This window comes from Clostridium sp. ATCC BAA-442, assembly GCF_964239415.1.
GTDB lineage: Bacteria > Bacillota > Clostridia > Oscillospirales > Oscillospiraceae > Flavonifractor > Flavonifractor plautii.
This window is the reverse complement of record NZ_CAXSQB010000056.1, coordinates 1-22401: the sequence shown is the minus strand read 5'-3', so window position 1 is coordinate 22401 and position 22401 is coordinate 1. Positions and strand designations below refer to the sequence as shown.

At 60.1% G+C, this 22401-nt stretch carries 31 protein-coding genes; all 31 read right to left on the bottom strand.

Features of this window, described 5'->3' with window-relative positions; all coding sequences use genetic code 11:
* Positions 1–111: 111 nt before the first annotated feature.
* Positions 112–432, bottom strand: coding sequence for a toxin-antitoxin system toxin subunit (locus ACESY8_RS17115; protein ID WP_498794889.1), 321 nt, complete (start codon positions 430–432; stop codon positions 112–114).
* 10 nt (positions 433–442) lie between these two features.
* Positions 443–1870, bottom strand: a complete 1428-nt coding sequence (locus ACESY8_RS17110) for a hypothetical protein (RefSeq protein ID WP_498794888.1) — start codon at positions 1868–1870, stop codon at positions 443–445.
* 1 nt (position 1871) lies between these two features.
* A complete protein-coding gene (locus ACESY8_RS17105; protein WP_498794887.1) occupies positions 1872–2213 on the bottom strand; it encodes a hypothetical protein in 342 nt (113 codons plus the stop codon).
* Positions 2206–3111, bottom strand: coding sequence for a putative phage tail protein (locus ACESY8_RS17100; protein ID WP_009257414.1), 906 nt, complete (start codon positions 3109–3111; stop codon positions 2206–2208). Before ACESY8_RS17100 ends, ACESY8_RS17105 begins: the two co-directional genes overlap by 8 nt.
* Positions 3098–4219 (bottom strand): baseplate J/gp47 family protein, encoded by a 1122-nt coding sequence (locus tag ACESY8_RS17095; protein WP_311163722.1) that lies wholly within the window; start codon positions 4217–4219, stop codon positions 3098–3100. The genes ACESY8_RS17100 and ACESY8_RS17095 overlap by 14 nt, the downstream gene beginning before the upstream one ends.
* Positions 4216–4626: a DUF2634 domain-containing protein gene (locus ACESY8_RS17090; RefSeq protein ID WP_369847612.1), complete on the bottom strand. Its 411-nt coding sequence runs from the start codon at positions 4624–4626 to the stop codon at positions 4216–4218. The genes ACESY8_RS17095 and ACESY8_RS17090 overlap by 4 nt, the downstream gene beginning before the upstream one ends.
* Positions 4626–5114: a DUF2577 family protein gene (locus tag ACESY8_RS17085; RefSeq protein ID WP_044941523.1), complete on the bottom strand. Its 489-nt coding sequence runs from the start codon at positions 5112–5114 to the stop codon at positions 4626–4628. The genes ACESY8_RS17090 and ACESY8_RS17085 overlap by 1 nt, the downstream gene beginning before the upstream one ends.
* Before the next feature lie 11 nt (positions 5115–5125).
* Positions 5126–6103, bottom strand: a complete 978-nt coding sequence (locus ACESY8_RS17080) for an XkdQ/YqbQ family protein (RefSeq protein WP_369847614.1) — start codon at positions 6101–6103, stop codon at positions 5126–5128.
* Positions 6100–6849: a hypothetical protein gene (locus ACESY8_RS17075; protein WP_369847617.1), complete on the bottom strand. Its 750-nt coding sequence runs from the start codon at positions 6847–6849 to the stop codon at positions 6100–6102. Before ACESY8_RS17075 ends, ACESY8_RS17080 begins: the two co-directional genes overlap by 4 nt.
* Before the next feature lie 17 nt (positions 6850–6866).
* Entirely contained in the window at positions 6867–8543 is a 1677-nt protein-coding gene (locus ACESY8_RS17070) for a tape measure protein (RefSeq protein ID WP_369847620.1), read from the bottom strand.
* A gap of 253 nt (positions 8544–8796) precedes the next feature.
* On the bottom strand, positions 8797–8976 hold the full coding sequence (locus ACESY8_RS17065; RefSeq protein WP_196031988.1) for a hypothetical protein: 180 nt from the start codon (positions 8974–8976) through the stop codon (positions 8797–8799).
* The gene (locus ACESY8_RS17060; protein WP_007495015.1) at positions 8976–9380 is read right to left on the bottom strand and encodes a phage tail assembly chaperone; all 405 of its coding nucleotides are present in this window, start codon (positions 9378–9380) and stop codon (positions 8976–8978) included. Before ACESY8_RS17060 ends, ACESY8_RS17065 begins: the two co-directional genes overlap by 1 nt.
* A gap of 12 nt (positions 9381–9392) precedes the next feature.
* Positions 9393–9869 carry a phage tail tube protein gene (locus tag ACESY8_RS17055; RefSeq protein WP_007495013.1) on the bottom strand — a complete coding sequence of 159 codons (477 nt, stop codon included), beginning with the start codon at positions 9867–9869 and terminating at the stop codon, positions 9393–9395.
* A 13-nt stretch (positions 9870–9882) separates the two neighbouring features.
* Positions 9883–11220, bottom strand: a complete 1338-nt coding sequence (locus ACESY8_RS17050; protein WP_498794886.1) for a phage tail sheath family protein — start codon at positions 11218–11220, stop codon at positions 9883–9885.
* Between the two features lies 1 nt (position 11221).
* On the bottom strand, positions 11222–11383 hold the full coding sequence (locus tag ACESY8_RS17045; RefSeq protein WP_198527993.1) for a hypothetical protein: 162 nt from the start codon (positions 11381–11383) through the stop codon (positions 11222–11224).
* Positions 11380–11832 (bottom strand): phage tail terminator family protein, encoded by a 453-nt coding sequence (locus ACESY8_RS17040; RefSeq protein WP_369847628.1) that lies wholly within the window; start codon positions 11830–11832, stop codon positions 11380–11382. The genes ACESY8_RS17045 and ACESY8_RS17040 overlap by 4 nt, the downstream gene beginning before the upstream one ends.
* Positions 11829–12239, bottom strand: coding sequence for an HK97 gp10 family phage protein (locus ACESY8_RS17035; RefSeq protein ID WP_243260358.1), 411 nt, complete (start codon positions 12237–12239; stop codon positions 11829–11831). The genes ACESY8_RS17040 and ACESY8_RS17035 overlap by 4 nt, the downstream gene beginning before the upstream one ends.
* Positions 12240–12273: 34 nt before the next feature.
* Positions 12274–12708, bottom strand: coding sequence for a hypothetical protein (locus ACESY8_RS17030; protein WP_009257404.1), 435 nt, complete (start codon positions 12706–12708; stop codon positions 12274–12276).
* On the bottom strand, positions 12705–13193 hold the full coding sequence (locus tag ACESY8_RS17025; protein WP_007495005.1) for a DUF4054 domain-containing protein: 489 nt from the start codon (positions 13191–13193) through the stop codon (positions 12705–12707). The genes ACESY8_RS17030 and ACESY8_RS17025 overlap by 4 nt, the downstream gene beginning before the upstream one ends.
* 12 nt (positions 13194–13205) lie before the next feature.
* Complete coding sequence (locus tag ACESY8_RS17020; RefSeq protein WP_007495004.1) at positions 13206–13442, bottom strand: hypothetical protein; 237 nt, start codon at positions 13440–13442, stop codon at positions 13206–13208.
* Positions 13443–13453: 11 nt separating this feature from the next.
* Entirely contained in the window at positions 13454–14491 is a 1038-nt protein-coding gene (locus tag ACESY8_RS17015; protein ID WP_044941510.1) for a DUF2184 domain-containing protein, read from the bottom strand.
* 15 nt (positions 14492–14506) lie between these two features.
* Positions 14507–15019: a structural cement protein Gp24 gene (locus ACESY8_RS17010; protein WP_007495002.1), complete on the bottom strand. Its 513-nt coding sequence runs from the start codon at positions 15017–15019 to the stop codon at positions 14507–14509.
* Positions 15020–15031: 12 nt separating this feature from the next.
* A complete protein-coding gene (locus ACESY8_RS17005; RefSeq protein WP_238047272.1) occupies positions 15032–15838 on the bottom strand; it encodes a structural cement protein Gp24 in 807 nt (268 codons plus the stop codon).
* Positions 15838–17067 carry a DUF2213 domain-containing protein gene (locus tag ACESY8_RS17000; protein ID WP_007495000.1) on the bottom strand — a complete coding sequence of 410 codons (1230 nt, stop codon included), beginning with the start codon at positions 17065–17067 and terminating at the stop codon, positions 15838–15840. The genes ACESY8_RS17005 and ACESY8_RS17000 overlap by 1 nt, the downstream gene beginning before the upstream one ends.
* Positions 17067–17285 carry a hypothetical protein gene (locus ACESY8_RS16995; RefSeq protein WP_007494999.1) on the bottom strand — a complete coding sequence of 73 codons (219 nt, stop codon included), beginning with the start codon at positions 17283–17285 and terminating at the stop codon, positions 17067–17069. The genes ACESY8_RS17000 and ACESY8_RS16995 overlap by 1 nt, the downstream gene beginning before the upstream one ends.
* 81 nt (positions 17286–17366) lie before the next feature.
* Positions 17367–17504: a hypothetical protein gene (locus tag ACESY8_RS16990; RefSeq protein ID WP_007494998.1), complete on the bottom strand. Its 138-nt coding sequence runs from the start codon at positions 17502–17504 to the stop codon at positions 17367–17369.
* Positions 17505–17510: 6 nt separating this feature from the next.
* Entirely contained in the window at positions 17511–17747 is a 237-nt protein-coding gene (locus tag ACESY8_RS16985; RefSeq protein WP_021630830.1) for a hypothetical protein, read from the bottom strand.
* On the bottom strand, positions 17748–19265 hold the full coding sequence (locus ACESY8_RS16980) for a phage minor capsid protein (protein ID WP_498794885.1): 1518 nt from the start codon (positions 19263–19265) through the stop codon (positions 17748–17750).
* Entirely contained in the window at positions 19237–20679 is a 1443-nt protein-coding gene (locus ACESY8_RS16975) for a phage portal protein (protein ID WP_498794884.1), read from the bottom strand. Before ACESY8_RS16975 ends, ACESY8_RS16980 begins: the two co-directional genes overlap by 29 nt.
* Positions 20680–21900, bottom strand: coding sequence for a PBSX family phage terminase large subunit (locus ACESY8_RS16970; RefSeq protein WP_288860035.1), 1221 nt, complete (start codon positions 21898–21900; stop codon positions 20680–20682).
* Entirely contained in the window at positions 21887–22282 is a 396-nt protein-coding gene (locus ACESY8_RS16965) for a hypothetical protein (protein ID WP_498794883.1), read from the bottom strand. Before ACESY8_RS16965 ends, ACESY8_RS16970 begins: the two co-directional genes overlap by 14 nt.
* Positions 22283–22401: the final 119 nt, after the last annotated feature.

Below are 22401 nucleotides of genomic sequence, written 5' to 3'. Positions count from 1 at the left end.
AGCCGGTCGGCGGCCAGGTAGACATCCATCTTCTCCTGGAGGCCATCGGTTCGGTTCTTCTGGATGAGCAGCTTGCAGAGGTTATATACGGTTGTCATGCTATCTCCTTTCTCATGTGGCAACGGTGGCGGTGGTGGTGAGTTCCAGCATGCACAGCCGCTCCTCATGGTCGGCCAGCATGTCCAGGGTGACGTCCTCCTCAGAGGGCGGCTGGGGCTCCGGCTCCGGCTCTGGAGGCCGCTCAGTGGGCGTGACACCCACCAGCCTGCCCTCCTCAATCTGGAGGTCACACCAGCCATAGGTCGCCCACACCGCGTCATGGAGGTGGGCGGGCACCTCTATGTAGCCGGGGAGCCAGCAGCCCCACCGATAGCTCTGGCTCTGGAGGTCATGCCTACCGTCTCGGTGGGCTGCGATTTCGATAATTGTCATGCCAAGCTCCTTATCCAAATGCAATATATGTATAAATCCTACCTGGGTTGTCAAATATTGTTGGATTCAATTGACTTTTGTATTGCATACTCCAGCTCAAATCAGTCACGGTGATCGTTACATCCACGTTAAGCAATTTAATAGGGTTGCTCATACCATCTATCCATACAAATCCATAACCGTTACCCTCTAGGCTTGGCATGGTATCTCCTTGCGTATAGATTAGACATTTAGGCCGAAATGGAAGACTTATGGTTACCGTGGCCAATGATCCATCTCCGGGGGATGTCCCTGTGCGTTTACCTACCACGCTTTTGGGGGAACCAATTGTTTCCGCTACGCTTTTCCCATCCGGCATAAATACCGCTTCAGCCAAGGTCTGCGGCATGACATCGCACTCCTTGCCCTGTAGCCGCTCTACCCGGTACGGGCTGTCTGGCATTGAGGTAGGCGTTTTGGTGTAGGATAACTGTCTGTTTTCACTTATCCAAGAGTTATCCATGATTTCCTGCTCGGCCTTTACAGTGAATTGCCCTCCTGCCGCGCTCGGAAACCTGGATACCGGGATAGTCACACTATCGCCAGACTTCAAGGTCAGTTCTCTCTGGTAATCGCTGTCGGTATTTTCAAAAACCTCTGTTACTTGAATGGGCCTATTCAAGTCTAAGGCCAACGCTGTATACGTTATCGCCCCATGGATTTCCCCAATATTGCCTTCTGTCATGTATATTCTTAATGCATCCGAAGGGACAATGTTCACGGTCTTGGATAATATGGGATCGCCATATACGCCAGAAATGCTTGCGGACACGCGGTACTGCACACTTGTCCACTCAGCCTGCGCTCTGTCGTTATAGACCAGGGCGACTCCCGCGTAAACCTGCGTCCAGCCTCCGGAATCCACCCTGCGCTCCAGTTTGTAGTTTTCTGCGCTGTCTGCGGACTCCCAAGTAATATCAATTGTCTGACCGACCATAGCCGCATCTGGCACATCTATACTGCTAATCTCAGGTTTTGCGGATTGATAGATATAATAATATCCATCCTTTACTCCGTTTTTAGGATATTCCGCCTCGTTTCTGCTGGTTACAGTTTGGATTAACTCCCCGTATGTTTTCTCTGCGACGTACCTTCTAAATGAGCCTTCACTATGATAAAGTTTTGAATCATCGGTAACCATCCATCTACCATCGTCGCCCGCGTTATACATGATATATTTACCATGGTCGATGAGATATTCGTCTCGGCTTGATGGCATGCGATCCAAGTACCTTGAATCCTCAAGTGTGGACAAAGTGGTAGTTGGATAAAATTTACCTTGATTGTCAAGTGTATAACCAGAACAAAGTATAACCGGAAAACTTATATACCACTTGTCACTAGTTACAGTTTCCTTCGCTACGTGCTTTATATAATACTTATTCCAGACATAAAGCATGTTAGTGCCCACCTCCCGTATAATCCGCCAGAATCAGGCCATAGAGCGTATTTGCCTTCCGGGAGGCCGGAGGCACCGCCTCCTCCACCTCATAGAATCCACCTATGTCAGGGAGCTGCCCGGCGGGCACCTTGCCATCGGGCCCCAGCGTCGCCAGTCCCGAAAATGCCTCTCCGATCTCTTTAGCGGCCGTCTGCACGGCGTTGACCTGCTCCATGAGGTAGTTGTAGCCGTGCTGCTCGCTCAAGCCCACCTCTGCCCCGGTGGGGGCCACGGTCTGTCCGCCGGTCCAGTCCTCCGGCAAGTCCGCCGGAAGCGGAGTTTTGATCGGATTTTCAGCCATTGCTTACCACTCCTTCCGCGACGGGGATAATGTGCTTCAAGACCACATTCGTGGTAACAGGGATATACACGGTAGAGGACGTGAGGATATTCCCCTCTGCATCCAGCAGTTCCAGGGCGGTGATCTCTGTGGCCTGGGACGGCATGATGGTATAGGTGACGGTCAGCTCCGACCCCTCCACGGTCTTGGTCAGTCCGGTAATCGCAACTGTTCCGTTGACCCGGGCGGAGGCCACATCGCCGCTGACGAAGTTCGCCACACCGGCCAAGAGGGCCTGCTGGATGGATGGCGTCTCAGGCATCTTAATCACTCCCTCCGGGCCGTCGGTTGCGAAGGGCAGCCGCCCCAGCTCCCACGCCCCCAGCTTGTAGTTATAAATTCTCTGCGCGGACGAAATTATCTCGGAGAGCAGCAGCCCCGTCCGCACAAACGGGGCGTTGACCCACACGATATGCGCCGGTTTGATACGGTTGATGGTGAAAGCCAGCTCAGTGGCGTAGTTCTGGTTTTGGGCCGCGCTTTCGATATAAAGTGTGTAGTTTGGGTAGTCTACCGTGACCTTCCATTCACCCGGCCCAATCAGCTCGTCCAGCTTTTGATAGAGGAATCCCAGGGTATAGGGCGGACGGGTAGAAATGCGGTTGAGCACGCGGGTCCTTCGGAATGCCAGGCTTTCCACCTGTGGGTTTGGTACAATTCGGAATACCTGCTCCCACATGCCAACCGCCCTCTCGTCCATCGTCTGGAAAAAGAAATTGTCAGCCACACCCACGATTTCCTCCGCCAGGGCCTCAAACTGCTGCTGTTCGGTCAAGCAGATCTGCTGATAGTCCAGCACCTCCCGGTACCACGGGGGCAACAGGGACAGCAGGCTGGTATCCAGCTCAATTGGATTCATTCAGCGTCACCGTCCCTATCACGGGCACCTGCTGGGTTTCGCCCGTCTCCGTCAAGAGGAGATCTGCCGTACCGCCGTTGAGCTGCACGTTGGTGGCGTTGACCACGCCGGCCACCCCTACGATAGCGGCGGTAACCCTGGCCACGTACACATCGGCAGCGTAGGACACGTTGTTGGAGGACACGTTGGCGTCCCACCCCTGCCGCACACTGCGCAGATATGTCTCAATGGCCTGCTCCACCGGTTCCTGCACCTGTCCGATGGCATGTCCGGCGGCCAGCAGGAGAGTGGCGGAGACATTCACCGCCAACTCTGTCGGGGCCACCGCCGTCACCTTTGCCCCGATAGGGGCCAAGCCCAGCCCCAGCCCCTGGTTGGGGGGCGGGTCGATGGCATTCTGCACCTTCTCCACCAGTGTGGATGAGGCAGGCAGGAAATCCGCCCCCAGAACGGACAGCTTCACAGTGCCACCGCCGCTCCAGGTGGGGTATACCTGCACCCCGCCCACGCCGTCAATGGCGAGGACGTTCTGGCGGTAGTCGGCAATATTGCCGCCAAAGGGACGGTTATTGAGCGCCTCAATCAGCCGTTCCCGAAATGCGCTGTCGGTCTCTGTGTCGTCACCAGGCACCAGGATATCCGTAATCTGTGCACTGGTCAGCCCCGGAATGGCGGTAATCGGCAGGATGGGCCCGGTGTACTCGTTTCCGATGGCGCCGGGGGTCTCCGCGGTAAGCTGGTACTGGTTCCCCGTATCGGTTGCCGCCGTTACGGTAAAGTTGATTGAGCCCGCTCCGTTGATGGTGGAGAACCGGGCTCCAATGGGCACAGAGGTATTGAACACGCCCAGGCGTACCGCGGCGGAGGCCGGATATCGGGTCAGGCCGCCAATCACAGCCAGCATATCCAGGGAATCCCCCACTGCTGTCTGCACGAAGGCCGCCCGCTGTACCTGATCCAGGCTGAGATAGAACCCCGCCAGGGTGTAGGCCGCCGGAGAGATGGCCGTCGGGATGGGGGCCGTGTCCCGCTTGTCATAAGTATCGGGCACCCGGTCCAGCATCTCCTGACGGAGGCTCGCATAGGTCTCTTGAGTAAAGTCAATCAAGTGATATCCACCTCCACGCTGGTCTGCATCTCTCCATATACTGTGTTCACGGTGAGGGAGGCCCTCAACATATCCCCTTCCACGGCATACGTAAAGCCGGAGATCCCCCGCACCCGGTCGTCCATTTTCAGCGCCTCGGTGATACGCCGCTGAAGTTCCGAGGCCACATACCCCGGGTCCTGCCCGATGAGCCCACCCCACTGCATCCCGGAGTAGGGGGAATACATCTGCCAGCGGAACCGCTCCACATTGAGAATGACCTCCACAGCCTGCCGGACAGAATACCAGCCGTCACATTCCCCCTGGATGCGGTTGGTTTCCTTGTTGATATACCACGTCCTGGATGGCTGGGAGACGAAGGACACCCCGGCGGACAGGTCGATAGCGGATGTAGGCAAAGTCGGCATCAGGCTTCCTCCTCAAAAATCCGGGACAGGACGATGAACTTCTGCCCGTGCTGTACCCGCAGCAGGAGCACTCTGTCCCCCTCCTCCAGCCTGCGGTTCAGGATAATAAAACCGTCCTTGACAGGCAGCTTCTTCCCGTCCTCCCAGCACACAATGTCCTCCCCCTGCAGGGTGGCGTCCGCCCCCTCAGAAACCAGAGCGTATTCCCCCAGGTAGGAGCCGTCCAGTCCCGTGGTGGTGGTGCCCGCCGAGTTGGCATGGGTGTGGGAGAGGGTCTGAATCCGGTGCCTGTGGGCCAGCACCGGGATTTTCTTCTCAATCACCGGCTCAGTGAGGCAGAGCTGCCTCCGTCTCAGGGGAGATGTGGCAGGGTTAATGGTGATCTCCAGCGGTTCTTCTCTGGTCACCGTGCCCACCCGCAGGTCTGTTGGCTGCCCGGCGGCGGTGTTCTCCTGCATCATCTGGTACAGAACATCTTTCAGATCCACGCACTCACCTCTTACACATGTTCCAGCCCCAGGGTCTCAAACTCCATTGTGTGGTCGTCATTTGCCCAGGTGTGGGTCACCTTCTCCAGAAGGACGTATTGGTCGAGATTGATATCCCCAAGACCCTGCACCTTCATGAGCACCATCTGTCCCGCCCGCAGGCCGGGCACCCCCAGGGAGGATACCTTCAGCGTCCGCATCCGGCGGTTATAGCACGACAAGGTGGCTCGGGCCTGGGCCTGTACCTGCGCGTCATTCATGGTACCATCCACCGTCTGGTAGAGCTGGAGCATGCCCCACTGTCCCATTGTGGCGCTGTCCTCAGCTACGAACACATCCGCCCTGCCGGTCTCCTCGTTGGGCCGGGCCAGTTTGACGTGGTTGTAGGTCTGCTCGTCGATGTCGGTCTTGTAGGTGTAGTCGGTCAGCAGGGACATGTCGCCGATGACCACGTTGGAGACCATATCCCGGGGCTGCCGGAGGGCCAGTCCGTTTCCATCATCGAACAGTACATAGATGTTCCCGGTGTTGAGCAGGGTCTGTTGGATGGCCTCCCCCAGGATATCCAGGCAGCTCTCGTCCTCCTTATAGAAGTCCGGGATAGCGTACCCCGTATCCGCTACCTGCCCCACGTCAATCTGGAGGTCGGCGGCGATCTGCCGGAGCATATCCCCGGCGGTCTGCGCCTCAAAGTTATAGGATGCGTTGGCCTTCAGATAGCGGATGCGGTCGTAGCATGTGACCTGAATCTCCCCCCAGCGGTCCTTGCTCTTGGTGAATACCCAGCCGTAGAACTGGAGCTGGCCGTCCACCGAGAACCGGACGATATCGCCCTCGGCAAAGCTCAGATCCCCGGCTTTCAGTACATTGAATTTCAGTGTGCCCGGCGAACCGGTGCGTTCCGTGCTCCAGGTAACCTCCGGCACGGAGTTGGATATCTCCCACATCTTCCCGACGGACTTGTTGGCAATAATCAGCTCTGTCTTCACGTATCGCTCACCACCTGGAGGGCGTTTTTGTCTATCCAGCCCAGGGGATTCCCGGCCTCGTCTGTGATGTGGACGCTGGCGGGGCGGGTGGCATCTACAATCCGGGACACCAATACCCTCCGTCCGGAGGCCGTGCCGTGGGGCTCATCCCCGTAGCTGGTGTAAAAATAGGAGCCGTTGGCAATGCACGCCGCACCAGCATAAAGCTGTCCTTGCGGGATTGTGCGGGAGGGTTCCGCTGTGACTTCCACCGGCATCCCCGCGGGCTGCCGGCCGCTCTGTGCAGAAAGAGACTGCGGGGTATAATCCCGATACTCGGTCAGAGTCAGATCGTAGTAAAAATCGCCGGTCTCCCCTCCGCGCTCCTCGGTGTTGAACTGGGTGATCAGCACTTCAAAGCCGGTGTCGCCAGTCATGAATGGCTCCCCGTTCTCATAGTACCGCACAGGGGTGTAGATGATGGGCGTCTTGTCGTTCATGGCGCTCTCAAAGAACTGGATGTAATACTCAGGCGGGTGGAAGGCGCCCCATTGATTGCTTCCAGAGAACTCCCGCCCGGGGAAAAAGGAGGAAATGGTTACCTCCCGCAGCTTGGGTATGCGGGGGATCATGATGGGGCCGATGCCCAGCACGTTGTATTCGCTGTTGTCGTTGTCCCGGGCCACGGGCAACTTTTCCGGGTTCACCGGCAGGCGGATGACCGTACCGTCCCGCGTGAAAAACAATCCGAAGTTATTGACGGACATACCGGCCTCCTCTTTTCTTATCCGCTTGCGGGCCGCGCCGTGCTGCGCGTGGAGCCGGAGGCGGTCTGCTCGATCAGAATGTCCCGGATGGCATTGGCGAGGCTCTGGCGGTCGGCGGCGGTCCGCCCGGTGTTGGCTCCGTTGACCGTGATCACCGGAGTCTGCGCCGTCAGGTTGACGTTGTTCACATACCGCCGCTCCGCCACATCCACCAGGGATTTGATGTCCTCGTCGCTCATCTTGACCGACTTCTCGATGCCCTTCACGCTCTTCCCAATGCCGCCAAGTTGGCCGGACAGCTCGTCGTACGGCGTGCTTGATGGAAGCGCCTGATTTTCCTGACCAGTAGCCTGAGCCGCTCTTTTCACCTGAATTTCGGCCTGTCTGGCGGCATGGTTGGCATCGCGGTCGGCCCACATTTGGGCCAGCTTATCGGCCCTATCCTGGGTTCTCTGTTCCACCTCCTGGCGGGCCTCCTCCAAAGCTGCGTTGCGGTTAGCCTTTGCCGCCTCATTCTCCGCAGAGGCTGTAGCGGCGAAGGTGGTCTTTTGAATAGCCTCGATGGATACGCCTGGAATCAGGTTCAGCTTGTCTATAAACCAGTTGATAATGTCGATGGCTCCGTTCACCATTCCTTGAAGTACTGTGAGAACACCCACCTTCATGTCACCTAAAAAATTTTGAATGCTTACGGCCACTGTCTGGATTTTGAGTCCCATCTGGTCAAACAAATCCATGACGAAGTATACGCCTGTGAAAAAACCAGCCTTTACGGTATCCCAGGCATAGAGCACTGAATCTACCACAGTAAGCCACGCAATCTCTAATCCTCCCATAGACTGAACCCATTGATAAATCGCCGCAACTACCAGGCCAATAATAAGTACGATGTAAGTAAGGGGGTTGGTGAGCAATGTGGTAAAAAAAGCCTTTGCTGCACCATTCGCAATCCAGGTGGCAGCCGCCTGAATCCCAAGACCGGCCGCAAAGGCGACTGCACCGGCGGCCAGGCCGGCCAAAATCGGAGCGAGCTCTTCCAAGTGGTTTGCCAACCAGGAGATTGCATCCAGCACCGGGTCAAGGGCTTGAATGGCGACGTTCTGGAACATCGTCCACACCTGCGCCCAGGTCATGGGCATCTGCTCAAACTGGGCGTTGGTCTCCTCCGCCGCCCCAAGCATAGCGTTCTTGACCACCTCCGCGGTGACCTTTCCCTCGCTGGCCAGCTCCCGCATCTCCCCGGTGGTGACGCCCATATACTCCGCGATGGTCTGGGCAATCATGGGGGTCTGCTCCAGCACCGAATTGAGCTCCTCGCCCCGCAGGGTGCCGGAGGCCAGGCCCTGGGTAAGCTGCACCAGCGCGGCCTGGGCAGACGCACCGGAGGCCCCGGAGATAGCCATCTGCTTTTGAATCTGCTCGGCGAAAGCCACCAGCTCGTCCGTTCCTGTAAATGCGTTCCCGGCTACCGTGCCGAGCTGGGAAACAAAGTCCGCCATATCGGCGTAGGCTCCACGGCTGCGCATGGCCGCCTGATAAATCTCTTCCTGGGCTGCGGCCGCCGCCTCGGCGCTGCCGGTCATGAGCCGCAACCGGGCGTTGATGCTGGTGAGCTGATCGGAGGTGTTTACCAGCCATTTCACGGTCTGGATACCAGCAAATGCGCCGACCAGATTGCGGATACTGCGCGTCATAGAATCAGTCGCGGAAGCTGTTGCCCTCTGTTGCTGCTCTTGAAGCCGGAGCGCAGCAGATTCCGCCCTTGCACTCGCGGCGGCCGCGTTCATGGCTGCCGTTTGCGCTCTAGCGGCGGCCTGTACACGACGAGAAGCATCCTGCATCTCTTTTGTCGTTGTGTTCGCCTGCTGCATCTTCTGGATGTACTTAGAAATTGTACCTGAAAACTGGTCTACCAGCGTCAGGGTCTCTCGAATTGCGGCCATGCTCTCACCTCCGATTCGCCCGGTCTTGGTCTTCCTTCTGGTCTCTCATGCTTTTCAGGGCGAACTCGGTCACCAGCCGTTTCTCCCTGGACGGGAGGGCGTCATACCGGGACGGGGCCCAGCCGAGGTTCACGAAGCAGTAATATGCCACCAGCATCTCCGTGTCCCAGCCGGCCCCGTCCATCAGTTTTTTACCTCATCCTCCTGCTCCGCAAAGCCGGACAGCTTCGTAATCTCCTTGACCAGCCGGGCATACTCGCCGGACAGCAGCAATTTACCGGGCACCAGCAGCGGGTCCAGGACGCCGCACCCGTCGCACAGCTCCTTGCTGGAAAAGTCGGGTTCCACCGTGGCGGCCACCACCATGCGGCGGGTGAAATCCACACTGTCCAACTGCTCGATTGTCTGTCCGCCCTCCTTCCGGCGGCGGGTGGCCTGCCGGGTGATGGCGTCGTTCTCCTCCTGGGTCAGCGCCCGGATCTTGAAGGGCACGGGCTGGCCACTTTCGTCCTGAAAGCGGTTGGAGATGACAACCTCCTTCTCCTCCGAGGTAGTGACGGGATGCAGAAATGCGGAAAGCTTACTCATATCGGTTCCTCCTTAATTACCCAGTTGGGCCGGATCGTTGAACGCCTGGAGCCGTGCCACGCGGGTGTAGGCGAAGTTGAAGTCATAGTTCAGCATGGTCTCCTCACTGTTCAGAACGGAGAGGGGCACGGTGCCGGTCAGGTGGCATCCGTAATAGGCCATAACCTGGGAGCCCAGTGTCGCCGAAGCGGAATCGGAGTTGGTAATCTGAATATCAAACTCCGGCATGACGCCGGTCTGGATGTACTGGAGCACCATGTCCGTCCACAGGTTGGTGCCGTAGTAGATGTTGCCGGTACCCGTCAGCTTGGCCCCGTTGGGCTTGTCCTGGATGGTGCGGGTGCCAATGACCCGCATATCGCTGCTCTGGATTTCCGCATTGGTGGTGATGTTCCGCATACCGGCCACCACATAGTTCCGGCCCTCTTTGGTAACCACCACGGAGCCCTCCGCGCCGGTGACGGTGTCTTTTGCCAGCAGATAAGCCATATTCACACCTCCCTCAATTCACGGTGATGGTGACGTAGATCTTCTCCACGCTGTCCACCGGCTGGATCGCCAGGTTGACCACAATGGCGTCAATGGCCTCGCCGGGCTCTACGGTCACGTCCTCGGCCTCAAAGTTCTGAATGCCGTTATTGGCCTGGATGTCCAGCAGATACCCCACGATGGCGCTCTTGAACATCATGCGGCCCTGCTCGTTGTTGTTGACCACGCCGATGTAGCCATCGGAGAACTGCTGATAGATGTCGTTGGCGATGGTGTTCAGCAGCCGGATCACCCGGTTCTTGTGATAGGGCCCGGTGATATCGGTGGTATAGGTCACCAGAGAGTTGATATCCTGCTCCACCTTCACCACCCCGCCGTCGGCAAAGAGGACAAACTGGCCGGCAGTCAGGGCGTCGATGTACCCGGAGTTGGTCAGCTTGGGGGACACGTCCACCGCGTTGGGATAGGCGGCGTAGGTCAGGGACTCGTTATACTGGGCCCCAGCCAGGGCCCCGCCCGCCCACCAGGTCACCTGCTGGGGGGTGAGGGTGGTGCCGTCGCTGAGCACAACGCCGCTCATGATGTTGACCACAAAGCGGTCGTCCGGGTTGGTGAGCCCCGCGGCCACCAGTTGGGTATAAGCCCCCTCCTCCGCCGCCAGGCGCTTCACAAAGGCCACCATCGCGTCCTGCACGGTGGTGTCGGTGCCGTCGTAAATGAGCACGTCGAACTTGTAGGGTTCGATGGCTGCCAGGAAGTCGGTGTAATCGGCGGATGCGGGAGAACCATCGGCGCCGCCGGAGAGCGCCTTTCCCACCGTGGCGGCCAGGGCTCCGGTACCACTCCAGGCCACCCAGTCGTTGGCGGATAGCTCCTCCACCGTCTTTGCGGTCTGCTGGTCCACAATCTCCCCGCCCACCACCGTGGACACGGCGAAAGCATCCTCCAGGTCAGTCAGCTCGGTAATGACGATGGAGATATCGTTGCCCCGAACCCCGGGATACTTTGCGGTGGCCGTCAGGGGCGAAACCTCTGCGCTTGCCTGCTTCTGCCCGGTGGCCCCCAGGCGGTAGAGCAGCAGCTTATTGGGGGCCGCCGTCCGGTTGGTGCCCTTGAAGATCTCGTTGAGGAACCGGTTCTTGGGATTGGTGATGTCATACCCGGTGTAGGGGGTCATATTGGCCCCGGCCTCGATCTCCTGCACCGTCTCCACCGGGCCCCAGCTCATGGCCTCCGCGATGGCTACCACGCCCCGGTCGCTGACCGTGAGCCCCAGGCCCCGGTCCGAGGTAAACCGGATGTATACGCCGGGCCGAATCTTGTTCTGGTTCGTCCAGGTGCCTCCTGCCATGTCAATCACGCTCCTTGTCTTTGAAGAATGCCTTGACCGCCCTCTCGGCCTCGGCGATGGTGTACTCACTCTTGCGCAGGACTGCCCCGAGGAAGTCCTGCTGGTACTTGGCAAAGCGGGGGGCCCTCAAAAGAACCTCGCGCTTGAATTTTTTGGCGCTCAATTTTTGACCTCCTCGTCGTAGTCCATCGTCTGCATCTTGACATACTCCTCCGGGATGCTCACCCGCTCCAGAAGCTCGAAGCGATAGTGCAGGGCGTCCAGATCTACGCGCCATTCCCGTTCATGGGCCCGCAGCAGGACGGTTCCCGCCGTCTCCCCGTCGGAGTAGGGGAAGGTCTCCATCAGCAGATCCAGGGTCTCCCCTGCCCGCTGGTACCTCTGCTGCAAATCCGGGCGGTTGTAGTCCTCCAGATAGGTGAGGTCAAGCCCCATCCTCCGCCGCCAGAACCCGCCCGTTTCCAGGGTCAGGTAGTTGTAGCGGGTCTGGAGGAACATGCAAGGGGTACGGCTGCCCTGCTGGTTGGGGTCTTCGTAGAAGGCCACACTTGGGAAGCAGGGGGCCAGGTAGTCCGCCAAGGATTTGGCGATGGTGGTTACAGTCAGGTTCATCCCATCAGCTCCTCCAATCCCTTCAGCTCCTCCCGCAGTACCCGGCGGTACTCCTCCACCGCCTTGTCTACCATGAACAGGCCGGGGACATAGGCCGTCCGGGTACCTACCACGATACCGCCCGTTCCGTCTGGGTTAAATTCCAGCAGCCCGGAGCCCGGATTGATGACCAGCCCAGGCACAAAGTGGCGGTCCATCCGGTGCCCGTCGTTGACAAAGGAGGCGTACTGCTTGTCGTTGTTGAGCTCCGACACATAGCTGTCCCCCTGCCGTACCGGTCTGGGACGGCTGTCGGTCACCCAGTGCTGCTTCATCTCTCCGGTGCGGGTGTTGGTTCCGCGCAGACTGTTGACGGTGGGCGGCGTCTCCTCCACTGCCTTTTCCACGGCCCGTAGGGCAGCATTCATTCCGGCCCGCGCCAGAATACCCGGAATTTGCGTCTTAGCCTGTCTGAGCTGCCTTATGCGCTCCTCCAGGTTCATCTTCCACACCGCCTTTCACCCGCTCCTGCTGGAGCAGACGGATTTCCTGGTGGGCCAGTCCCGGCATGATAGCCCCGAAGGGCTCAAAAAAGTGGTTGGGGCCGGAGGCAAAGGCGCGTATGTCCGGGATGCTCTTGCCGAGAACCGCCCCCCGGTGAATGATGAGCTCGTCACCGGCCTGGATGTCCACTTCGTTGTCACACTGGAGCCAGTCCTTTTGGTCTGCTGATGCCGCGGCCTGGCTCATGCGGACCTCCGGCGCTTCCACCTGATAGAGGCGGCAAGGGATATTCCGGTACAGCTCTCTCCGCTCGTGGCGTGTCAAGCTCCCATCCTGTACCGGAACCACCCGCCAGATGTCCACGGTATCGGTGTACCAGTCGCGGAAATTCATAAGACATAACTCCCTCCCATGCCCACCAGCCTGGCCTTTGTGGCCAGAAGCTGCCCGTATTGGGTGGCGTTCAGGTCGCCCCAGTCCTCCGTCGCTTTCGTGAGGGCGTCTGTGTCATAAGTGACGCTGTCCTGCCCCAGCTTGGCCGAGGCCACCACCCCCACCAGCGCCCCGGTGGCCGCGGCCTGCCCGGGCGTCTCGCTGGAGGGCGCGTAGGTTTTCAGGTAGAGCGTGGCATAGTGGGCCGTATACAGCCCTGCGGCGTACCGCCAGCCGTCCAGCCACTTGTCCGGCTGGATGGCAGCATTGGCCTGCCGGATGAACTCATCCAGCATGGTCCTGGGCAGCAAGCTCTCCCCCAACCCGGTAAAGAACTGCGGGAAATCCTCCTGGAATTGCTCTGCCGTGTAATTCCCCGCGCTGTTGCCAAGGTTGGCCGCCGCGGCCCGCACACCGTAAAATTGCGGCTGGCCCCAGTAGAACATGGCTCCCGCCTCCTATTCCTCGGTGGTCTCCGCGCCCCGTCGGGTCTTTACCTTTTTCTCCGCCGCTTTCTGTCCCTCCCTGTCGGAAGTGCCGGAGGGCACAACTTTTCCATCTCTGACAAGGGCCCGGAAATAGTCCGTCTCAGCCGCCCAGCCGGGCACAGTCTCCATCATGCCAGCCCGCAGCCGGACGGAAGCAGAGCCGTCCGGGGCGGGAATGACAATGTTCCGTTTGCTCAGTACAAACATGCGCGCCCTCCTCAGATGCCGTCCACGTACAGGATAGAGGTGGGGTAGAAGATCTGCACCTCGGAGAGGTTGGCCATGTAGGCGGTGTCGTAGCACACATTGGCCACGTTAGGGGCGGACATAATGCGGCTCATGGGCACCAGCTCGTCCATCTTGACGAAGCGCTCGTGGTTCACATAGACCACCATCCGGTCCTTGTCCCCGGTACCCGCGCCCTTGCACCACCGGGTGGCCCCGATGAAGAGGGAGCCGCCGTTCTTGGCCGCCGCGTTGTTCTTCAGCAGGAAGTCATAGATGGTCTCGGTGGCCAGGTCGGTAACCATAGTGGTGAGGATGTAGTTGTACTGCTCATAGGGAATGAGGATGTGGTTGGGCACAGCAGTCTCGTCGTACTCGTTTGCGGCCCACACAGAGGTAATGGCGTCGTTCACGTCCTTGAGGATTTCCTGGGGGGTCTTGGTGGCCCAGGCGGCGGTGCCCTTTGCGCCGTTGACGGCGGTGGTCTCGGTGGCGTCTGGGTTGTTGACCAAGCCGGTGGTCCCGTAGTCCCCGATACCCACATAACCATTGGCGTCCATGTGCTTGTCGTAGGCCATTCTCACGCCGTCCTGGAGCAGGTTGTCCAGGCTGCGGCCGATGTAGTTGGCCCGCTGCATATCCTGGAACATCACCCGCAGGGCGGCGGCGAACACGTGGGCCTTGTATACCCCCTTGTCCACACTGGCCTGCACCACGGGAATGCCGTTGGCGCCGCCGGCCGTCACGGGGCTGTTGACCGCGCCGCCGGTGATACCATAGGCCACGCTCATGGCGGACACGTAGTCCACCCAGCCGCCGCCGGTCTGGATTACGATGTCCCTGGGATAGGTAAAGCTGGTCAGTGGCTTGCGGATCAGGGGGTCGCGCTTCTCCAGCTCACTCACTAGAAAGGCGCCCCCAGAGGCGATGCCGTCGGCGTCCATGACGGGCACGCCGCCCACGGGGGCGGGACCGGCCGCCTTGGGGGTAAACACCCCCGCATTGTAGGTTCCTACATTCTGAAAGCTCATTCTATGTCCCTCCTATCAGGCGTTGTTCATGGTCAGGATACGCAGCTCCGCGACACCGTTGGCATCGGCGGGCCCTGCCCACTGGCAATTGGTGAGCTGCACCACCTTGCCGCTGTCGTCCTCTGCCTCAAAGCCTCCCACAGCGGCGGTGGAAAAGCTGCCGTTAGCGGTGATGCGGACATAGACCGCGCCGCCCAGAGCGGGAGTGCCACGCTGGCACTTCACATTGATGGCCCCGCGCTGGAAGACGCTCACCGGCTCGCCAGGGGCATACTGGCCCTGACTCTGGTCTAGATAGGTGAGCGCGCTCTTGATCTCAGCTCCAGCCACGCCCACAAACTGGGCCGCGGTTGCGGCTGCTCCCATGGGGACTACCTCTGCTCCGTCGTATTTCAGCGGCGTGCCGAAGGGAATGGGCGCGCCGCCTCCGGCGGGGCGCGTGTTTACAATCATGTCAGGCTGCCGGGCGTAACAGCCCGCAAACCCGTGGGGCATTTCCTTGCCGATCACCTGGGGGTTGAGTCCCATAATATTCACTCCTTACGATGTAGCCAGCATCCCCGCGGTGCGGAGCGCGGCCAATAGGTTGTTGAAATCCTGCTGCGTGGGGGCTGCGCTCAGGTCCGCAATGGCGGCCATCTGCTTCACGCCTCCGAGGGTGGCTGCGGCGGCAGCGGGCAGTGTATACGACGGCCCGGCCGGCCCCTGGTCACCCTTTGGCCCTTTGGGGCCTTCCGGTCCTGCGGGCCCCTGCGGCCCAGTTTCCCCTTGCGGTCCCGGTTCCCCCTGTGGGCCGGGGTCCCCTTTGGGGCCCTGAGGCCCCGCAGTGCCCTGCGCTGCGGGCACTGGCCCCACATAGGCAATGCGCAGCTCGGCCACGCCATTCCCGTCCGCCGGGCCGCCCCACTGGGCGTTGACCAGCGCCACAGTGTTTTCCCCGTCCGCCTCCGCCTCGAAGTCGCCCGGCTGATAGCCTCCGCTGGCAGTTACCCGGACATAGACTGTTCCATCCACCGCCGGAGCGCCCTTCCGGCACCTTACGTTGATGCACCCTCGCTGGAATACGGAGACTGGTTCTCCCGGGCCGTACCGCCCCTCATTCTGGCTGTAAAACTCGGACGCGGACTTGACCTCCCGGCCGGCCACGCCGATGAACTGGTTTCCAGTGTTTCCAGCCCCCATGGGGATCACCTCGCCCTTCTGCCCCCGTACCAGGGGCATCCCGAAGGGTATGTCCTCCGCTCCGCCCAAAGTGGCGGTGGTGACGATCATATCCGGCTGTCTGGCATAGCTGCCGGAAAAGCCATGGGACATATCCCGGCCAATGGTCTGAGGACGAAGGGGCATCATTCCCCCTCCTTCCCCGCCTTGTGGGGATTACGGGCTGCATAGGCGGCCTGCGCCTCGGCGCAGGCAGTCTCATAGCTGGTGCGCCTGGCCGTGTCGGCGGCCTTCTGTGCGCTGTCCCGGGCGGCCTGAACAATCCCGCTCATCACATCGGGACCCTGGATGGTGGAGAGCAGCGCATCCACCACGCGGGCGCGCTCGGCCCGGTTCTGGATGGCCGCCACAGCGGGGCGCACCTTCTTGAGCAGGGCCACAGCCGCATCCCGTGTACCGGGCTCCATCAACTGGTCCGCCATTTCTTCGGCGGGGATAGTGACCGCCTTCTCCTTCGCCACCGTCTCCTCTCCGGCCAGCTTCTCAATCAGGTCGTCCAGGTCCTCTTCATCGTGGAGGGGGCGCTCTCCCCGGCCTCCCCGGGCCTTCGCCTCCAGCATCTCCAGAATGCGGTCCAGCTTGCTCCCGATGTCGTCGCCCTTGGGGGCGCGCTCCACCATCTCGTCAGAAGCCTGGGCTGCATCACCAGCGGGTTCCGCCTCCGGCGCCTTTGCGGCGGGTTCGGCGTCCAGCGCAGTGGCGACCGTACTCACATCGCGGGTCAACTGCTCCAGCTCCTCCGGTGCAGCGTCATTTGCCGCCAGGCCGAAGAACCGGTAGAGCGCCTCTTTGGTCTCTTTTTTCATTCGTTTCAGTCCTTTCTCCGCCTTTCCGGCGGCGTGGTCTTTTATTGCAACACTGTGGCCCGCCCTGCCTCTCGGCACAACCGCCACGTGATTGCCCACCAGGTTTGTCTGCCGGTATCCGTCCAGGTATGGTTCAAACCTGCAATAATAGCCGCAGGAGACCTCCCTCAGCACGCCGCTTTCCACGTCGGAAGCCAGTCCGGGGTCCTTGATAATCAGGTCGGCCACGGTGTTGTCCCCATCCCGGCGCACATGCTCCAGGTGCCCCTTGGAGTAGGAAGCCTGGTTCTCCGCAGCCAGCATCTCCGCCGGGTGCCCCCTGGTGATGTCCTTTCCCTCCAGGCTGGCCAGCGCCGCCGGAGAGAACACGTCCTCCTCCAGGCGGTAGACGGTCACTGGCCGCTCCGGTTCTCCTTCCAGCCCCAGTTCTCCCGCCGTATACATCTGCGTGCCGGTCCGGTTGATCGGCACATCGTAGCAGATCAGGTATCCCTCCGGCGTCTTGACCAGGTGCTCCGAGATATGGGAGCCATAGTACGCAACCGCCATCAGTCCACCCCCGGCACCATTGCGGCATAGTCCGCGTCCCGGCCGGTCTGCCGGGAGATCAGGGAGGAAATCAGCGCCACATGGTCGGTCTCGTCCTTGTTGATCTCCAGCAGCACCCCCAGATCCTCCCGCGGTGCCAGGGCCATACAGGCCAGATACAGCCGCGTGGCCTCGATCTCCTCGGCCAGTGCCCTTTGCAGCAGTTCCAGATAGGTCATGCCGTCACCTCACTTTGCAAATAAAAAAGGAGCCGGCAGGATTTCTCCTGTCAGCTCCATTCAGCTCTTCCCGCCCACCATTCAGGGCGTGGGAACAATATTCAGTTTCTTGCGGGATACCGTCTGCACCTTGATGGTTCCATCCTTGTCCAGCAGCAACTCCACCCGCAGTCCACGCTTGAGCGCGGCCTCAATGGCCCGTATCACTTGCTCTGTCATTTTCCTTCACTCCAAAATTCCCTGTTCCCTTAGCTGCCGCATGGATTCCCGGTACTTCCTATCCATCTCCTGTTCGGTCGCTTTCCGCTCAATCTCATCATCTGTGATACCATAAACCGTCGCCCAATCTTCGGGAGAATCCCCAATATCGGCATCATAGGCTCCCGGCTCATAGACCTCCACAATTGTGGCGATCCGGCCATCCTTAAGTAAAACAGATTCATATTGCTGATATTTTGCCATTTATATCTTCTCCATATGAGCTGTTACAAAGTGGGTTGTTCCATCCGGTCTGACATTCCAGGCAAGCAGTACATTCGCAGGGCTTCCTTTACGTCCATACAGGACAACCAACTGTTCATAACGCCTTCCATGAACATCCTCCCGTTTGAGTACAGAGGGATACCTTGTTGCTGCATCCAGAATTTCTTCCCGCATCTTTTCCCAGTTGTCTTTATTATAGCCTAAGCGGGACGAAAATGCATCCCCCTTTGGATACCCGTCTCTGCTTTCCGGGTTAAAAAAATACCCTGTAAATTTGGCGTCTGCGGCGCTGGCTTTGTCTGCTCCGGGAAGTGCCCGCTCTGGATGCTCTAAAAGCTCGGCCCTCCTGCGGTAATCCAATCGCCACAGACGGTACCGCTCTCCGTCCTCCCGCTTCTGATGCAGGAAGGTCTCAAATCTCCCGGGCACCCGGTCCCCCAGCGTCACCCGGTAGCGCTCCCACTGGCGGTAATCCGCCAGCCATTGGGCCCGGGCCCGCTCTTTTTTGCGGTAAGCCGCAATCTGGCTCTCCGACCGCGGGTCTCGGCTGAACGGGTTCTTGCGGGGGTTGGAGAAATCCTTTATTTTTTGGATCTCCTCATCTGTCCGGCCCGCCGCCGTCCAGGGCAGCAGCACATGGAGGCAGTTGGGGTGTATGTTCAGCCAGGTGTTTGCCAGTGTGTCCGGCCCTGCCGGGTCTACCTTCCCGAACGCCGCCGCCAGGGGCGGGAAGTCCGGGTCTGTGCCGCTGCGGGAGTACACCCGGCCCTCATAGGGTGCGCACAGGGCGCAGGTAGTGCCGTGGCTGGATATCATGTATAGGTCGTGCTCCGGGTCCGCGGTGAGCACCGCCAGCACCTCCGCCTGCCGGGAGGTGGTTCGGGAGACCATCGTGCAGTAGGTATGCAGGCTCCAGTCCCGCCCCGCCTTGTCGGTAAAGGCCCGGACGCCCTCCCGCCGGAGCGCCTGCACAAAGGCGGGCACCGAGGCGTTCACGCCGCGTCCTGCGGCCTGCTGCGCCGCCACCTGTTCCAGCCCTACCCGGCGGTATACATCCGGCTCCACGCGGCCAAACAGGGCGGATTGCAGGGTAGCCATCACAGTCATGGAGGCGTCGGTAATCTCCCCCATCAGATTCTCGGTCAGCCTGCGGACGATGTCCATCTGCACAAAATCAAGGCTTGCCCCGACGCCCGCATTGTAATAACCCATGGCGTGCTTGGCCGCCGTCTCCGGCACCTCCAGGGCCTTCCGGGCCTCCGGAACCCGGACATAGAACTGCTTTTCAATCATCTTTGGGACGTATTCCCAGCAGTCTGATTCCATCTGCCGGAGGATGGCCTGCACCCGCTCCAGGGCGGCCACAGCGTGGTAATCCACCAGGCCCTGGGAGCGAAGCCGCCCGATCTCGTTGATGATGGCGGTCTCTGCTTTCAGATAAATGGAGATAAGCTTCTCCAGCTCCTTTTTATTCGGCGCTCGACTCAGGCTCGGCATTTATCAGCCCTCCATACCCCATCCCAGCCAGCGGGTCGCGCAGGGCGGTCACGTCCTGGTAGGTTTTCCCGGCGTTGGCCGCGATCTCCTCTTCGGAAATACTGTCAAACATCCCGGTCTCGTCCGCCAGTTTCTTGAGCTCCTTCTGGGCCGTGTCCACGTTGAGCAGCCCCGCCTGATAGCCGGATACGATGGCTTCGCTTTTGGTCTTGGCGATCTCGGCCACCTCCTTCGCCGTGGGCGTCCACAGGGGCGGGAAAGTGATGTCCAGCCCGTCGGGTACCGCCCCCCAGGCTGACATGGCCAGGACCGGCAGCAGCTTTTCCAGAATGGGCCGAAGCTTGGCCTCCCGCAGCGTGTCCACGTAGTCATAGTAGTTCCGAAGGTCGCTCTCCCCGGTGGCGTTCATCCCCGCCGGGGAGCGTCCGAACAGCTTGGTCACCGGAATCCGGGACGCGCCGGACAGGTCGAGGCACATGGAGTCGTAGACCTCCTGGAGCCCGGTGAAGGTGTACTGGGTATTCTTAATCTGGTCACCCCGGTTGACCAACTGCATGCCGAAATTGGACTTCATCACGCTTTGGGCCTGCATCACATTCCAGAACCGCCTCTGCTGCTCCCCGGACGTAACGGAAAAGAGCTGGTCCAGGTTCTGCACCTCCATGGTGTCCACGTTGGCCCGGAAGGTGAGCGCGGCCATGTTGGCGGCCACGTTGTCATGCTTAACCACATCATTGTATAGGGCCTCCACCTCGGACTCTCCCCAGTACAGCTCCGCCACCCGCTCCAGGAAGGGCAGGTCGCGTCCGGTGAACCGCACCAGCCTTGAGTGGTGCACCTTCGCCACCGTGTTCCCCCTGGCGTCGGTGATGGAGTAATAGGCGGGCACCGGCTCTCCGCCCTCGAATACCAGCTCCATACCGGGTACCACGCCCTGCCAGCGGTCGAGTATGTAAAGCCCTTGGAAGGTACCGGGGTAAATGCTCTCCAGCTCCAGCGGCTGGCCCAGCATCCCCTCCTGTCCGCGGATCATGATAAGTCCGGCGGCGCCTCCGTACAGCCTGCCCCACCGCAGTCCCTCGTTGACCCGCTCCCGGAGCGCCGTCACGCGCTGAACGCGATCCAGTTCCTTCAGGTGCTCCGGCCCCACCGCTCCGGCGGGAGCGAACCACTTCTTTGTCATGTCGTCCGGGATGATGCCCACCACGTTCTGTACTACCCAGTTGTCCCGGTAGAGGGAGTTGAGCAGGGCGTAGTTGTCCGTCATCCGGGTCAGCGGATACTCTGTGGCCTCCAGCGGCGACTGGGAGCCATAGCCCAGCCGGAACAGCGGGTTGGAAAATGCGTCTTGTACGCTCACCGCCTCGGTATTTGGTTGTGCGCCCCTGGGGCGGCTTTTATTGCGTCTGGACACTTACTCGAACCTCCAGTCCGGCAGTGAATTGATGTAATAGCGCAGGGCGTCCGGCCCGTGGTCCCGCTCCTTCAGGGGCTTCTCATCCCCCCGCTGGCCCGCCTTCTCGTCCCACAAATAGGTGCCCAGTTCGTCCAGCAGGCCGGCACAGGCTTCACTGACCAGAATTTTTCTGCGGTGAAACAGGCTTCCGGTCTTGCGTATGCCATCCAGCACCTCATTTTCCGCCGGGATGACATACACCCCCCGCCGCCTCAGTTCCTCGATAAACGAGGCCGCCGAGGGATCTACGATCACCGCGCACCATTCCCTGCCCAGAAAGTCCAGAAGGTCGTCGGCATACTCCTGGTCGGTCTTCTGCCGGCGCTCCTTCCGGCTGTCCCAGCGGTACTCCCTGTCCACCCGGATCACTCCATCGTGGTCATAGATGTCCAGAAACACCGTAGGGTTGGCGGTACCGTAGTCACAGGCCACGGTTCTCTGGGAAACCCATTCCAGATCCACCGGGCGTTCCTGCGTCCGGTAGACATTCTCTGTCTGGTCAAACATGTCGTAGATAAGCCCCTCCGACATGACCCACAGGCCCAGAATGTACCGCTGGTAGAACACCCCGGCATACATGCTCCGGTATCTGGCCCGGGTGGCCTCGTCCAGCGCCGGGTTGTCCTCCATGGTGAAGTGCAGATGGAGGGCCTTGTGCTCCTCCGCCTTTAGAATCCACTCCTGCCGGAACCAGTGCTGCGGCCCCTCCGGGTTGCAGTTGAACCATAGCTTTGCCCCTGTCACGGAGCACCGGGCCATGGCCTGTTCCACAAAAGAGCGGGGCATCAGGGCCACCTCGTCCAGCAAAACCCCCGCCAGGGTGATACCCTGAATCAGCGTGTAGGAGCTCTCGTCCTTGCCGCCGAACAGGTAGAAGCGGTTCTCCCGCACCCCACGCCGGGCCGTAATTACATGGCCGGAGCGGCTGTAGGAAATGGTGAAGTTCTGCCGCAAATACTGCACCGCCAGAAGCGGCGTCACAATGTTGCGCTCCACCGCTCCTACCGACTTCCCACAGAGTGCAAACGCGCAGCCGTTGAAACGTCCCATTGCCCACAGGAAGAAGGACAACGACATGACTGAGGTCTTTCCCGACCGCACTGCGCCGTCACAGATGAGCGCATCATAGCACTGGTATGGGAAACGCAGAATCTCCCTCTGCTTTTCAGAGAAGCCCATTTCCCATCTCCTCCTTCAGCGACGCGGTGATCGGATCGTCGTCCATGTCCTGCATACCGCCGGCGCCCGCCGCCCCCTGCTCTCCCAACAAGTCAAACAGCACCTTTGCCGCCTTCGCGTCGCCCTTGGCCGCCTTTAGGGTCAGGCCCGCAATGACCGCCATCTGGTTATCCACATCCTCCGGTTCTACGCCGTCACGGGCCAGCTTGTTCCATGCCCGCTTGTCCGCCACCGGGAGAGAGAGGTACAGGTCTGCCGCTTCTCTCAGGCTGCGCTTTCGCCGCCGTGACGCGCCGGATGCACGGCCGCCAGAAGCTCGGATTTCTCTCTGTTCGCTCTCTGTTCGTTCCCCGAACGGGATAAGATTCTGTTCATTCGGCATGTCACCACCTCTCGCCTAAGTAGAGTCTTCCGATTCTCCTCCGTCTCCCCCAACGCGTTCTCTCTTTTTCTTTCTTTTCCGGGGGATTATAGGGGGTAATAGATAGGGGGTTATAGGGG

Excerpts from the sequence above, each read along its gene's own strand:
- ACESY8_RS16970 (WP_288860035.1), bottom strand. The coding sequence starts at position 21,900 with ATGGGCTTCTCTGAAAAGCAGAGGGAGATTCTGCGTTTCCCATACCAG.
- ACESY8_RS17005 (WP_238047272.1), bottom strand. The coding sequence starts at position 15,838 with ATGCCCCTTCGTCCTCAGACCATTGGCCGGGATATGTCCCATGGCTTT.
- ACESY8_RS17055 (WP_007495013.1), bottom strand. The coding sequence starts at position 9,869 with ATGGCTTATCTGCTGGCAAAAGACACCGTCACCGGCGCGGAGGGCTCC.
- ACESY8_RS17015 (WP_044941510.1), bottom strand. The coding sequence starts at position 14,491 with ATGAGCTTTCAGAATGTAGGAACCTACAATGCGGGGGTGTTTACCCCC.
- ACESY8_RS17065 (WP_196031988.1), bottom strand. The coding sequence starts at position 8,976 with ATGGACGGGGCCGGCTGGGACACGGAGATGCTGGTGGCATATTACTGC.
- ACESY8_RS17090 (WP_369847612.1), bottom strand. The coding sequence starts at position 4,626 with ATGCCGACTTTGCCTACATCCGCTATCGACCTGTCCGCCGGGGTGTCC.
- ACESY8_RS17020 (WP_007495004.1), bottom strand. The coding sequence starts at position 13,442 with ATGTTTGTACTGAGCAAACGGAACATTGTCATTCCCGCCCCGGACGGC.
- ACESY8_RS17025 (WP_007495005.1), bottom strand. The coding sequence starts at position 13,193 with ATGTTCTACTGGGGCCAGCCGCAATTTTACGGTGTGCGGGCCGCGGCG.
- ACESY8_RS17030 (WP_009257404.1), bottom strand. The coding sequence starts at position 12,708 with ATGAATTTCCGCGACTGGTACACCGATACCGTGGACATCTGGCGGGTG.
- ACESY8_RS16980 (WP_498794885.1), bottom strand. The coding sequence starts at position 19,265 with ATGCCGAGCCTGAGTCGAGCGCCGAATAAAAAGGAGCTGGAGAAGCTT.
- ACESY8_RS17060 (WP_007495015.1), bottom strand. The coding sequence starts at position 9,380 with ATGAGTAAGCTTTCCGCATTTCTGCATCCCGTCACTACCTCGGAGGAG.
- ACESY8_RS17110 (WP_498794888.1), bottom strand. The coding sequence starts at position 1,870 with ATGCTTTATGTCTGGAATAAGTATTATATAAAGCACGTAGCGAAGGAA.
- ACESY8_RS17010 (WP_007495002.1), bottom strand. The coding sequence starts at position 15,019 with ATGGGACTCAACCCCCAGGTGATCGGCAAGGAAATGCCCCACGGGTTT.
- ACESY8_RS17105 (WP_498794887.1), bottom strand. The coding sequence starts at position 2,213 with ATGGCTGAAAATCCGATCAAAACTCCGCTTCCGGCGGACTTGCCGGAG.
- ACESY8_RS17000 (WP_007495000.1), bottom strand. The coding sequence starts at position 17,067 with ATGGCGGTTGCGTACTATGGCTCCCATATCTCGGAGCACCTGGTCAAG.
- ACESY8_RS17075 (WP_369847617.1), bottom strand. The coding sequence starts at position 6,849 with ATGTCCGTCAATAACTTCGGATTGTTTTTCACGCGGGACGGTACGGTC.
- ACESY8_RS16990 (WP_007494998.1), bottom strand. The coding sequence starts at position 17,504 with ATGACAGAGCAAGTGATACGGGCCATTGAGGCCGCGCTCAAGCGTGGA.
- ACESY8_RS16985 (WP_021630830.1), bottom strand. The coding sequence starts at position 17,747 with ATGGCAAAATATCAGCAATATGAATCTGTTTTACTTAAGGATGGCCGG.
- ACESY8_RS17100 (WP_009257414.1), bottom strand. The coding sequence starts at position 3,111 with ATGAATCCAATTGAGCTGGATACCAGCCTGCTGTCCCTGTTGCCCCCG.
- ACESY8_RS17115 (WP_498794889.1), bottom strand. The coding sequence starts at position 432 with ATGACAATTATCGAAATCGCAGCCCACCGAGACGGTAGGCATGACCTC.
- ACESY8_RS16965 (WP_498794883.1), bottom strand. The coding sequence starts at position 22,282 with ATGCCGAATGAACAGAATCTTATCCCGTTCGGGGAACGAACAGAGAGC.
- ACESY8_RS17050 (WP_498794886.1), bottom strand. The coding sequence starts at position 11,220 with ATGGCAGGAGGCACCTGGACGAACCAGAACAAGATTCGGCCCGGCGTA.
- ACESY8_RS17070 (WP_369847620.1), bottom strand. The coding sequence starts at position 8,543 with ATGACGCGCAGTATCCGCAATCTGGTCGGCGCATTTGCTGGTATCCAG.
- ACESY8_RS17040 (WP_369847628.1), bottom strand. The coding sequence starts at position 11,832 with ATGAACCTGACTGTAACCACCATCGCCAAATCCTTGGCGGACTACCTG.
- ACESY8_RS16995 (WP_007494999.1), bottom strand. The coding sequence starts at position 17,285 with ATGACCTATCTGGAACTGCTGCAAAGGGCACTGGCCGAGGAGATCGAG.
- ACESY8_RS17035 (WP_243260358.1), bottom strand. The coding sequence starts at position 12,239 with ATGAATGCTGCCCTACGGGCCGTGGAAAAGGCAGTGGAGGAGACGCCG.